This is a genomic window from Ruegeria discodermiae (assembly GCF_030758345.1).
Taxonomy (GTDB): domain Bacteria; phylum Pseudomonadota; class Alphaproteobacteria; order Rhodobacterales; family Rhodobacteraceae; genus Ruegeria_C.
The window spans coordinates 195,372-206,483 of record NZ_JAVAMO010000002.1; the positions used below are offsets into that span (position 1 = coordinate 195,372).

The window sequence follows — 11,112 nt, forward strand, 5'->3', positions numbered from 1 at the left end:
CTGCCCTATTCGCCGCCGACCCCATCTAGTTCGTCCCGAACCAGCCGAAGAAGTTGATTGACCATCTTGCGCCGTTTTGCCTCTGCACCGCTGCGAGCACCGTGCTTGTAGGCCGGATTTTCCTTGCCCGGCCCGTGCCCGCCGCGTGCGCCATGCATCCGACAGACAGTCCAACCTCGAACAGCAGGGTTTTTGCAAGGAAGACCACTGCGCTTTGACTTGGCCGTACATCTTGGCGCTGAGAAGCCGAACTGCATGGGGTTGCTGTCATCTTCCATCTCTACGCCCCCCGGTCTCGACGTTCCCGACAATCGCCTGCCCGCCGTCTTCTACATTCACATGCTGAACCGTGACGGTTTGCTTGCCACCGTTCCGGTGTTTTCGAAGAGCTTCCATCTGCGCGGCGAATGTACGCGCGAGCTTGTTGAAGCCGGTATAGTGGAGTTGAGCCTGGGGTATTGTCTCCGTGCAGGCCAGCCACCGGGCTGACCGAATTGTCGCAACATGGGTAGCTGCCATCTGGACTGCCAGCATTCGCTCCACTGCATCTCGTGGCCCAATGTCGTGGATGATAGAAACCATGAAGGTCCGTTCGTCGTTTACTTCGCCTGAACCTCCCGACTCCGCACTGTTTAGGGCCTTCAAGCAATGCGCCATCAGGTCACTGGCTTGTTGCTCGCAATCTGTTCCAAATACGTCTCTCAGCGCTCTGTGATGAAGAAGCTCAAGCTCATGACCTTTCTCTTCTGATCCTTGAAATTTTGCCAGCGGCCTACTCTCCTCGCCGGGTTGCTCCGCTTCGGCTTTTACCAAGTCTGCTGGCTTTGTTTTCTTACTGCTCATCTGTCTGCTCCCATTGTTTGGATTTTCCGTTCCACACCCGACCATTCGGCCCGTGCTTTTCCCACTCGGATAGCTGTCGCCATGCCTCCAAGCTGACCACTTTGCCCGTCCATGTTCTGGGCCTTAGCCCCACTGAGTTGCCGTGCGGGGGTTCAGGGGTGGTTTCCCGACAGATTGTCGGGAAACCTTGGGCCTTGCCTTCAATCGCGTCAGCCTGTCGCGGTTGAAAGCTCCGCGCGCGCGGAAGGTCTGCGCCGCCGCCACGATCCTGATTATCGCGAAAAGTTTGCGCGGCATTCGGCTGGCTCAAAGTGGAACTGCCGGTTCCAGTTTCACGCTGAATGCAATCATCTGCATCGCCCTCTGCACGCATCCGGTCCAGTGCTTCGTATGGGTCAAACCACTTCATAATCACTCCCCCAAGCAAAACGGGTGAAAGTGAATGCCGGGCTGCTAAAGTCGCTAAACTCGCTAAAATGGGGGTCTGCGCTGCCACCGGAGAGTGGCTGTTTAGCACGATTAGCGGGTTTAGCAGGGTGGAGACGGTTTTTAACTTTTTCGCCCATCACGACCCCCGCACCACACGGAACGCCAGCTTCCGAGACCTGCCACGCACCTCTGTGCCTTCGGGGAGTTGGACGAGGTGGCCGAACTGCGCCAGCGTGTTCATTGCCTCTTTTGCCTTGGCAGTTTCCCGCAAGCCATTGGGTCCAAGTTGGGCCACGTCACCCGGCAGTATCTCGGGCTCGACCCATGAGGATTGCAACCACAGCCGCAGCGCTTCGGCCTGTTCGGTCTTCTCTGATATTACCGCTGCATCTGCCAGCCGAGACGCCTCAGATAGATAGTATTGAGCCAGAGCGATGCCGTTGCTCATGGCCTCGGCTGAAACCTCTCGCGCGTCGAGATTGCCCCAGAGTGTCATCACCGCAGCTATGCGCGCCGCCTGTTCTGCGCTCTTGGATGCGTGGGCCGTGACGTGAGATAGGTCACCGCCGGGGCGCTGCGCCTGTTCGGTCGCGCAGTAGTAATCCCAGAGCAGCTTGCGGGCGTCGCCGTTGACCGCGAGCGGTTCAAGCTCAAGTTGGTTTTGGGTTCCTTCCTTCAGGGGCGGTTCAGTCGAAATGATGCTGGTCAGGCGCGCGCCAAACTGGTTCAGGGCAAGGTCGCTTTGCGGGTCATAGCCCTTGCGCAGCCTGTAGCCGATTTCGCTTTGAGGCTCAGTAATCAGGAACCTCGCCAAGAAGCCCTGACCGTTGGCGATAGGGTCTGCCAGCAGCGGGCGCACCGCGACAGGCGTTGCCATCATGTGCGCCGCCAGCCTGCGGCCCCAGAGCGTTCCGACACCATCCCCTGCGCGGGTCCGGTTGATGGGTGATCCATCCCAGAAGCTCGACAACCCGGAACAGGTCTTCAGCTTGTTCTCGCTGTTCATGGCATGGCCGCCGAAGAAGCTGCCGCCCTCATCGGTGAATAGGCCTTTGGCCGGGAATCCCGTGAAGAAGGATTTCACCAGACCTTCAAAGGTTGGATCGGGCGACGTGCGCGACGGCTCTACAGGTGGCTTGGGTGGTGGTGACATAGCCTCAAGGTCTGCCTGCGCCTTGATAGCGCCGCCGCCTGTACCGGCAGCGGATTTTATCAACTTGGCTTGCCGCGCGTCCCAGAGCTTTTTGGCCGCCTCATAGCGCGGATGGTCAGTCTTGTAGGACATATTCTGATCCATCACGTACTGGCGCAGGGCGGACAGGACCAGCTTGTCACAGCCGCTTTTGCGCTCGCCGGATCGTGCCACCGTCAAACAGAACAGTGACACCGGAGCGGACCCGCCCAGCGTCTCAACGTCAGCGAATGCTTGTGTTGCCAGAGACGCCACGGACAGGGCCGATTGCGCCGCCAGTGCTACGGGTGCCTGGGTCTTGTCTTGTACGGCCAGCACAGCGGCCTTGAGCGGCCCCAGCGCATGCACCGGGTATGGATCACCAGCCGGAATTTCCCGCAACAAGGGCTGCGGGCCTTCTTCCATAAACGGTTTGGGTTGGATCATCGTCATACCGTGCCCCCCTCTTGCAGAATGTCATTGAAGTCTTTGCCATCAGGCGCGGTCATCATTGACACTCGCCATCCCTGAAGGCTTGCGCGTTTGGCCAGTTTGTGACCGGCTTCGCGCCCGGCGTCGTCGCCGTCCGTCGCGATAATCAAGTCCGATGCGCGATCCGGTAGGCGTAGCGATTTCATGCCGCTGGTGCTGAGACTGGCCCAGACCGTCGCAGGGCGGTCCAGCAGCCCCGACAGCAGCGACAAGCCTGTCTCGATGCCCTCGCAGACGACTATCGGCCCCTCGGTGTCAGACAGGCGCACAGCGCCCCCGGCGCAGGCCCCGAGCATCATCTTGGCGCTCTTCTGCAAGCGCTCGCCCTTTTTGGTCAAAAACGTCCTGTGGCAACCGCCGGTCGGTTCGACCTTTGCCACCATTGCGTAACACCATGTCATTGACGGCGCGTGATGCAGGTCAGGAACGAACCGAAGCGACGGCGGCAATTCACAGCTAATGCCACGCCCGCGCAAATAGTGTTCGGCCTTGGTGCCCCGGATCGGCACAGACGCATCCCAGAGCGCACGGGCCTTGGCCAGCTTAAGGGCGTCGTATTCCTTGCGCTTAGTCTCGCGCTCGCGTTCGGCCTCGGGATCGACCTGCGCCCGATTCAGCGGAACTCTGGCGGCATCTGCGATATCGCGGAAGTGACAGCCGCTCTTGAAGCAATGCAACAATAGTCGGCCACCGGATTCAGTGATCGACAAAGCGGTCTGGTCGCGGCGGCGCTCGGTCTGGCAGATTGGGCAGGGTGCAGAACCCCGCCCGTTTTTCCAGTGACCGCCCAATGCGTGTGTGATTGCAGCGGCATCCATTACTTGCGCCCCCCGAAGTAGAGCGTGGCAATAAGCCTCGCTGCGGTTTCGGAAAGGCCGTGCTTACGGCGCAGGGTGGCGATTTGAAGTTGCAGGGTACTCATGCTGCCACCTCCGGTGCTGGCTCGACTACTGAGCGGAGGACATATCGAGCGTGCGTTCCAGAAAACGGCCCGCCATGCTGTTCATTGATCGTCTCAATGCAAACGCTATGCTCGTGGCGCAGCACCCAAACGTAGTGAGACCACCGGGGGCCAGGAGTGTCGATTGGGGTGCAGCCATCGTCTCCGGCTGCAATGAGCGACGCCAATGCCCAATGGATGCGCCCGCCGACCATGATCTGGCGGGGCTTCTTACCTGGGTCTGTTACCCAGAAGGTTTTGTTGTTGAATCTCTGACTGATAGTTTTCATCCGCATGTCCTTCCGTTGTTGAAAGGCTGCGGGTTTCGGACTATTCTTATGGTGCGAACCTAATAGAATTGACCTCTGCCCGTGCCTGTTGCGGGTGGGGGTTTTCTTTTAGGCGGCTTGTGCATCGATAGCGGCGTCTATGTCGGCCTCTTTCCAGTAGAGGCGCGCGCCAAATTTGATGGGTTTCGGCAGGCGTCCGGTTTCGATATCACGATAGACAGAGCTGCGGCTGCGCCCGCCGAGCTTGTTTTGAAGGTCATTGAAGGAGAGAAGGTTCATGGCTGTGCACCTTGCTGTTGCTTGATGCACTATCGTTGCCGCAAATCGATCAACCTCTCATGCGGGACAATTCTTGAAATGGCCCGAACGGTGTCGAACTTTTCTTAAGTGCGCCAGTCTTTATGAGAAATGTGTCCAGCAGATGATTCCACATTGCATCCGCACGATTTCGAAACCCTTGATGATCAGCATGAGTGCACCACTCAGAGAGCCTTCGATATGGGACTGTCAGCCCGTGCCGCTCGACTACCATCGAAACTGCATCGCAAGCGCTTAGTGTATTCTCGCTTTCGGCGTTCCTAGTGAGACTGAGACCAAAAACATCTCGGACGCTCAACGCGGACTGCCTCAACAAGAACTTCATGACGAAGTCTTTAGAGGGTCGTGCGCCCCTCGCCTTTGCCCCAGGGAAATTACCCCTGATCAGCATCGCTGCATTTGAGCGCAATGCGTCAGGAAGCGGAGCCCCAACGAAAGTATTCATCGCACAGACTTCAACCATTACATCTAAGGCCTCAGGCAACGACTGCGCCGCGCCGCCCAAAAGGCTAGCGGCGTCATTATCAACCTCATAATGCACATATCCGCCTTCTGTCTCGCGAATGCCGATGCCGGGCAATACAAAAATTAAAAAGTGTGTGAGGCCAATTTCGGTCACATCTTCTAGTGAGATTTTTTCGGGGCCCAAGAGATCCTGAATCCCCCCTTCGATAGCTGCGGTGGCAAGGTCAAATTGATCTTCCAGTTCTTCAGGGATCATCGTCTTCTCCTGCGCCAGCGGCGCTTGGCTCTACATCCGGCAAGGCTAAACTCGATGCCCACTTCTCCATCAGCGCGCGCCTCTGCTCCAGGAAGTCCGTCCGACGGTATGCTCGCTCGACTGAACCCCCGACGACATGTCCCAGTGCCGTTTCTGCCACCTCATGCGGTACGTTCTGTGTCTCCGCGACCCAATCACGGAAGGACGAACGGAAACCATGCGGGCGTTCAACCATTCCGCGCCGCTTCATCAGGCCGCTCATGGTCATGTCAGAAATCACGCCCTTGCGAACACCGGGAAACAGGAATCCGTCCCGCGCAAAGGGCGTCGCCTGTGCGATAACCTTCTTGGCCTCTGTTGATAGCGGCACTCGGAATTCGCTGGTAGCGTCCCTGCGCCCCTTCACGGCCTCTGCCGGGATCGTCCACACGTCACCTTCTATCTGATCCAGTTGGATGTGGCGCAGAGGGAAAGACCTTACTGACGTGAGGATCAGCAGCCGCAGCGCGAGCTCCGTAATCGTGCCGCCATCAAGGGATTGGTAGAAATCGGGAACCTCCTGCCAAGGAAGGGCAGGTATGTTCTTTGGCTTGTGCCGCTGCTTGCCCAAAAGCGCCTTGGCCTTGTCGGTCGCCTGCAAGTCCACTTCAAGCCCGAGAGCGGCAGCATGACGGAATACGATGCTCAGTCGGTTCATAGCCTTTCGGGCAGTATCGGCTTTCTGATGCCAGATTGGTGCCAGCGTATCTCGAATGTCCTTTTGGTCGATATCGCCAATCGGCACCTTGCCAAGCTTGGGGAGAACATGAAGCTGCAACGGCGTGAACCAGCGCCCCGCCTTGCCATCGCCCTTTAGTTCAGCCTTTCGGCTTTCAAAGGCATCATCGGCAACATCCTTCAGCAGGTGCAGCTTACTGGCTTCTTCCCGCTTGATGCGCTCGCGCTCTTTGATCGGGTCCAATCCACTACGCACGACAGCACGCCATTTGTCGGCCTCCTGGCGGGCTTCGCGCAACGAAACCTCCGGGAAGGGGCCGAGCCCCATCTCACGCCGCCGCCCGTGAACAGTCACGCGGAGAAACCACTGCGCGCCGCCATCTGCACGCTTGTGGAACCACAGGCCACCACCGTCGGCAATCTTGCCGGGGTCAGCAGCCTTCAGGGTCGCGGCACTCAGCTTGTTCAACTGACGACTCAATCTCGTCCACCTCTCTGTCCACCCTCAATATATGGTATACGGTGGGTCACAGTGAAGTGCCGTGGAACACTTAATTATCTGGAATCACGGGATTCACGCAAAATCTGACGCACAGTGGAACACCAAGATATAGGGATTGGATGCCTATCACCGGCACCAAAACAGACCACTTGGGTGCAAAGCATCCCTAACGCACTGAACAGAAATGATATTTCGGCGGTTCTAGCACCCGCTTTTCAGCAGTATTGAATACGCTCGGCAAAGGCCAGTTTGAGGATCAGTCGGCGCAGCCTGATGTGGCCACTTTCCCATATTTTCCAAGGGTTTGAGAGGAATGTTAGGGCCGGTTCTAGTTTTTCCTCAAGGGTTGCAGGCGCACCCCCCCTCCTTTGAGCGTAACAGAAAGGAAAAAGCCATGATATTTCAAAAAACTATACACGGTGAAGCAAGCCAGACTTTGAAAGGACTCGACGACGAGCGCATTGATCTTGTTGTTACTGACCCATCATACCTTTGAAACTACCGCGATAGGTATGGGCGCAAGGTGGCAAACGACACAAAGCCAGACGCGGTGCTGAGTGTCTTGCCCGAGCTCTACCGCGTCTGTCCCGTCAATTGCACTTGTGCGGTCGTTTGTTAAAGCCTTCGTGCCTGCGAGAGCATTCTGTCAGGAGGTGCGAATGCGCGCGCTATTCCCGTTTTGATGCTTGCCGTTTTCGCCTTCGGGGATGACTCATTCAAGCCCTCCCAAAAGCGGATTTACAGAATGAAGTCTTCGGCTTCCAGCCCGACAACGCCAAGCACATTGATCCGCATATCCGCAAGACCACTGCCATCGCTGTCAAACAGAATGCGCGTGTCTGTGCCATTGTCGAGGATGCGCAGTTCAGCATTGCCCGACCCGGTGAGCGAACCACCAAAAAAGGCGGTGTCGGCCATGCTGCTGATCTGAGACAGATCAATCTGGTCGACGCCCTGCACATAGCCGTTGATCTTATCAGCAAAGCCGTTCCGGCTGTCCTCAATGTAGCGAAACACAAATGTGTCGGATCCCGTGCCACCATTCAGCGTGTCCTGACCATGGCCGCCAACCAGAGTGTCATTGCCAAGGCCGCCGTTCAGGATGTCACTGCCGCCGTTTCCAAACAGCAGGTCGTCTTCTACGCCGCCACTGAGCGTGTCATCTCCCAACCGCCCGCGCAATAAATCGTTTCCGGCCAGACCGTTCGCGACGTCATTGCCGCCGCCGCCAGAAATCGTATCATCGCCGGTGCCACCGTTCATGGTGTCATTGCCAAGGCCACCACGGATCAGATCATCGCCATCAAGTCCGTTCAGCGTATCGTTTCCAATGAAACCGCTCAGACGGTTGTCGCCACCATTTCCAATGATCGTATTGTTCGATGTGTTACCAAAACCATGGATATCCTCACTCCCCAAAAGAGTGAGACGTTCGATATTGGCGGCCAGCGTATGGGTCGACCCGGCAAACACCTGGTCGGCGCCTTGGCCTGCCAGTTCCACCAGATCAATCGACCCATCGTCGATATAGAAGATGTCAGAGCCGGCTCCACCCAAAACCTGCCCGGTCACGTCGCCACCGCGGCCATCGAATACGTCATCGCCTTGGCCAAGCTCGACATTGCCAATCATATGGCCCGAATTGACGACATCATCGGATCCTTCATCGCCTCGGAAAGAGCCCTCGGCACCCTGGATCAAGCCGGTGTTTAGCAATGATGCCGAACCATCGCCGCCCAAGTTGAAGAAATCCACGCCCCAATACTGGGCAGAGGTAATCGCGCCATGATTGACGACAACGGACCCAATTCCGCTGTTAGCCCCTCCATTTCCCAATGACACGCCTGATCCCGCCTCGTAACTGGCCTGGATCAAGCCGCCTGCTTCATTGATGATTGTTGTGTTGTTACCCTCGCTGAAAACGCCATGGTTGTAGCGCACGCTCGTGAGCGGGTTCACATCTGTCGCAATGATTGTGCCTGAGTTGATCACTCGATCGCCAGTGTCTCCGCCAAGTCCCAAAAATACGCCGGTTGAGCCGATGATGGACCCTGTATTGATAACTTCGTTATCACTCCCGATGGTCAACACCGCGATCGTGCGCTCTGACGCAATCAAACCTGCGTTGGTCAACGTGTTGTTGCCACCCGCCAAGAAGAGGTTTGTATCTGCGGCCGTTTCGTTGTTGGAACGTATCACACCTTCGCGTCCCACACTGACGACATTGTCGCCGCCGCTCATCTGGGCGGTGTATCCGTCACTGAGGACTGTACCATCCACATAGATAGAGTTTTCGCCGCCGGTGCCGCGAATTGTGGTGGACCCGCCAGCCGTAGAGATAATGACGCCCTCGACAACAAATAACGCGTCCTGCGTGCCAAGCGTGCGCTGCGTGGTGGTTCCAATGAGGTTGGTGGTTTGGACTGTGGTGGTCATCGCAAGGTTCCTTTTTTTCAAATTATTTCAAGGCACTGCAAACCAAGAGAAATGATATGAGGCGATAAAAAAGACGCGCCTTTGTGCGCCAGGTGCCACACGTTGCACAACGAAGGCCAAAAAATCAAACTTTTGGATTCATTGGCGTGAACACGACAGCGCATGTCTTGTAGCACTTCAGGACATTCGATCTCTCAACGACAAAGCAGGTGGTGGGTCGTGCGAGGCTCGAACTCCCGACATCTTCGGTGTAGTCCAAGAGGTTTCTACGTAACCTGTTGCATTTTGGCGTAATAAGAGCTTCGCATGTAGGTTTTTCGCTGTCTTCGTAATTGGTTTTGGTTCTCGTAGGCTCGGTGAACCTGCGTCCAGACAGGCGAGATGCATAGGGACCGTCATATCGGTACGTGCTATGTCGACAGCGAAAACCTGAGTACCACCGTTGGCGCCGCTGGGCATGCGTTGGATTGTCGTCGGTACTCAGGTGGGCGGTATGCCCGGTTTGAAAGGCCCGCTGCCAAGTCTCGGTTGAAGCGAGCGAAGTATTGCTGACGATAGAACTGTAAACGCGCAAACCCGCCGAGGATCAAAGCCGAGCACCATCATGCTTGGGCTGATAGGTGACCTCAACTAAGGCTCAACCGACTTCTTCCCGTCATTGTCAGGCCATACTGTTGAATAAAGCTCCTTCAAGTTTTCGACGAAACCCAAGGCGTATGCGGTCTAACAGAATGCTATCTGACCAGGTCATAGTAGGTCCGAAACTGGAGCGGTGCTTTCGCAAGAGCGATCCCGAAGCCATGTTTCTTCTTGCGGTGTTTTATGTGTCTGGCGGTCTGACGCTGCTGGCCGTTTTGAAGCTGGCCCATCACGCAATGGAATTGCCGAGCCTGCCCTACCTTTGGGAACTGCTCATGTCTTTGTGTTCGTAAGAGCACGATCCCTCGCAGCCATCATCCTGCACCCTTCCTTGCAATACTTGTCGTCGATCCGCTTGCCACACTCTGCAGCCTGACCCGCCCGTTTAAGCTTGAGCGGTCAACTTTCGGTCGCCGCAAGCTGATCCAGTGCGCGCGAGGCGGCGCGGGCGATGATGCGTTCCTCGTCTGTGGGGATGACCAGCACCTTGGTTCTGCCGAGGCCGATACTCATTTCGTTGGCCATGTTGGCGCGCCCGTCCAGGGTGATCCCCATCCAATCCATACCATTGCAGATGCGCGCCCGGATCGTGGCTGAGTTCTCGCCGATCCCGCCGCAAAAGACCACGCCGTCAATACCATGCAGCGAGGCGGCCAAGGCGCCCAACTCGCGGCGGGCGCGGAAGGTGTAGTATTCGATGGCCATTTCCGCCTCGGGCCGTTGCGAAGCCTCAAGCGTCCGCATGTCGTTGGTTTCGTCCGACAGCCCTTTGAGCCCGCTTTCATTATAGAGCAGCTTGGTTAGCTCGTGGGCCGATAGCCCCTCCTGATCCATCAGATAGAGCACCACACCGGGGTCGAGTTGCCCGCAGCGCGTGCCCATCGGGAGGCCGTCAAGAGCGGAGAACCCCATGGTCGAGGCAATCGAACGCCCGTTCAGAACACCGCACATAGATGCGCCATTGCCCAGATGCGCGATCACCACACGGCCCGAAGCCAATTCGGGATCGATCCGCGCCAGCGTGCCGGTGATGTATTCATAAGACAGCCCGTGGAACCCGTAGCGGCGCACGCCCCGGTCGTAATATTTCAGCGGCAGGCCAAACGTGTCATTAACCCAGGGGTGACTGCGGTGAAAGGCGGTGTCGAAACAGCCGATTTGCAGCGCGTCGGGGAACGCCTCCACTGAGGCCCGCACGGCTGCAAGGTTATGGGGCTGGTGCAGCGGCGCCAGCGGTTCGAGCAAGGCCAGTTTTTCCATCACCTGCGGTGTCAGCAACTGCGGTCCCTCGTAATCGACCCCTCCATGGGCGATACGGTGCCCGATGCAGGCAGGTGCCTTCCCTTGCAGGACGGTTTCGCATTGTTCCAGGATGGCCTGCAGCGCCACATGATGATCGGCTGAGCCCAGATTGTCCTCGACCTGTTGCGGCCCGATCCGTGCCTTGAAGCGGGCATTGGGTCCAAGGCTTTCAACCTGTCCTACGGCGATTTCGTCCGGTTCTCTTGCCGCCTTGTAGAGCGAGAATTTCAACGACGACGACCCGGCATTCAGCGACAGGATGAACTCTGCGTCGCTTTCCCCGGAACCTGTGCTTTGGGCCATCTGTTCTCT

Annotated in this window: 12 protein-coding genes; 1 reads left to right on the top strand and 11 read right to left on the bottom strand. The window is 57.3% G+C overall.

Features of this window, described 5'->3' with window-relative positions; translation table 11 throughout:
* Window positions 1-5 precede the first annotated feature (5 nt).
* The 10 genes from Q5Y75_RS07930 to Q5Y75_RS07975 all read right to left on the bottom strand — a co-directional run bounded on the left by Q5Y75_RS07930 (window position 6) and on the right by Q5Y75_RS07975 (window position 8,859).
* Window positions 6-278, bottom strand: coding sequence for an HGGxSTG domain-containing protein (locus Q5Y75_RS07930; RefSeq protein WP_306196040.1), 273 nt, complete (start codon window positions 276-278; stop codon window positions 6-8).
* On the bottom strand, window positions 268-843 hold the full coding sequence (locus tag Q5Y75_RS07935) for a hypothetical protein (RefSeq protein WP_306196042.1): 576 nt from the start codon (window positions 841-843) through the stop codon (window positions 268-270). Before Q5Y75_RS07935 ends, Q5Y75_RS07930 begins: the two co-directional genes overlap by 11 nt.
* Entirely contained in the window at window positions 833-1,252 is a 420-nt protein-coding gene (locus tag Q5Y75_RS07940) for a hypothetical protein (RefSeq protein WP_306196044.1), read from the bottom strand. Before Q5Y75_RS07940 ends, Q5Y75_RS07935 begins: the two co-directional genes overlap by 11 nt.
* A 156-nt stretch (window positions 1,253-1,408) precedes the next feature.
* Window positions 1,409-2,896, bottom strand: coding sequence for a YfjI family protein (locus Q5Y75_RS07945; RefSeq protein WP_306196046.1), 1,488 nt, complete (start codon window positions 2,894-2,896; stop codon window positions 1,409-1,411).
* Entirely contained in the window at window positions 2,893-3,753 is an 861-nt protein-coding gene (locus tag Q5Y75_RS07950) for a DUF7146 domain-containing protein (protein ID WP_306196048.1), read from the bottom strand. Before Q5Y75_RS07950 ends, Q5Y75_RS07945 begins: the two co-directional genes overlap by 4 nt.
* Before the next feature lie 100 nt (window positions 3,754-3,853).
* Entirely contained in the window at window positions 3,854-4,165 is a 312-nt protein-coding gene (locus tag Q5Y75_RS07955; protein WP_306196050.1) for a winged helix domain-containing protein, read from the bottom strand.
* A gap of 108 nt (window positions 4,166-4,273) precedes the next feature.
* Window positions 4,274-4,444, bottom strand: coding sequence for a helix-turn-helix transcriptional regulator (locus Q5Y75_RS07960; protein WP_306196052.1), 171 nt, complete (start codon window positions 4,442-4,444; stop codon window positions 4,274-4,276).
* Between the two features lie 49 nt (window positions 4,445-4,493).
* A complete protein-coding gene (locus tag Q5Y75_RS07965) occupies window positions 4,494-5,204 on the bottom strand; it encodes a hypothetical protein (protein WP_306196054.1) in 711 nt (236 codons plus the stop codon).
* On the bottom strand, window positions 5,194-6,402 hold the full coding sequence (locus Q5Y75_RS07970; RefSeq protein ID WP_306196056.1) for a tyrosine-type recombinase/integrase: 1,209 nt from the start codon (window positions 6,400-6,402) through the stop codon (window positions 5,194-5,196). Before Q5Y75_RS07970 ends, Q5Y75_RS07965 begins: the two co-directional genes overlap by 11 nt.
* Window positions 6,403-7,161: 759 nt before the next feature.
* On the bottom strand, window positions 7,162-8,859 hold the full coding sequence (locus tag Q5Y75_RS07975; protein ID WP_306196058.1) for a calcium-binding protein: 1,698 nt from the start codon (window positions 8,857-8,859) through the stop codon (window positions 7,162-7,164).
* 731 nt (window positions 8,860-9,590) lie between these two features.
* Here Q5Y75_RS07975 and Q5Y75_RS07980 point away from each other — a divergent pair.
* Window positions 9,591-9,791, top strand: a complete 201-nt coding sequence (locus tag Q5Y75_RS07980; RefSeq protein WP_306196060.1) for a hypothetical protein — start codon at window positions 9,591-9,593, stop codon at window positions 9,789-9,791.
* A 106-nt stretch (window positions 9,792-9,897) separates the two neighbouring features.
* Here Q5Y75_RS07980 and Q5Y75_RS07985 read toward each other — a convergent pair whose 3' ends face one another.
* The gene (locus Q5Y75_RS07985) at window positions 9,898-11,103 is read right to left on the bottom strand and encodes an acetate/propionate family kinase (protein ID WP_306196062.1); all 1,206 of its coding nucleotides are present in this window, start codon (window positions 11,101-11,103) and stop codon (window positions 9,898-9,900) included.
* Window positions 11,104-11,112 lie beyond the last annotated feature (9 nt).

Excerpts from the sequence above, each read along its gene's own strand:
- Q5Y75_RS07965 (WP_306196054.1), bottom strand. The coding sequence starts at position 5,204 with ATGATCCCTGAAGAACTGGAAGATCAATTTGACCTTGCCACCGCAGCT.
- Q5Y75_RS07950 (WP_306196048.1), bottom strand. The coding sequence starts at position 3,753 with ATGGATGCCGCTGCAATCACACACGCATTGGGCGGTCACTGGAAAAAC.
- Q5Y75_RS07930 (WP_306196040.1), bottom strand. The coding sequence starts at position 278 with ATGGAAGATGACAGCAACCCCATGCAGTTCGGCTTCTCAGCGCCAAGA.
- Q5Y75_RS07955 (WP_306196050.1), bottom strand. The coding sequence starts at position 4,165 with ATGAAAACTATCAGTCAGAGATTCAACAACAAAACCTTCTGGGTAACA.
- Q5Y75_RS07940 (WP_306196044.1), bottom strand. The coding sequence starts at position 1,252 with ATGAAGTGGTTTGACCCATACGAAGCACTGGACCGGATGCGTGCAGAG.
- Q5Y75_RS07935 (WP_306196042.1), bottom strand. The coding sequence starts at position 843 with ATGAGCAGTAAGAAAACAAAGCCAGCAGACTTGGTAAAAGCCGAAGCG.
- Q5Y75_RS07980 (WP_306196060.1), top strand. The coding sequence starts at position 9,591 with ATGCTATCTGACCAGGTCATAGTAGGTCCGAAACTGGAGCGGTGCTTT.
- Q5Y75_RS07945 (WP_306196046.1), bottom strand. The coding sequence starts at position 2,896 with ATGACGATGATCCAACCCAAACCGTTTATGGAAGAAGGCCCGCAGCCC.
- Q5Y75_RS07960 (WP_306196052.1), bottom strand. The coding sequence starts at position 4,444 with ATGAACCTTCTCTCCTTCAATGACCTTCAAAACAAGCTCGGCGGGCGC.
- Q5Y75_RS07975 (WP_306196058.1), bottom strand. The coding sequence starts at position 8,859 with ATGACCACCACAGTCCAAACCACCAACCTCATTGGAACCACCACGCAG.
- Q5Y75_RS07985 (WP_306196062.1), bottom strand. The coding sequence starts at position 11,103 with ATGGCCCAAAGCACAGGTTCCGGGGAAAGCGACGCAGAGTTCATCCTG.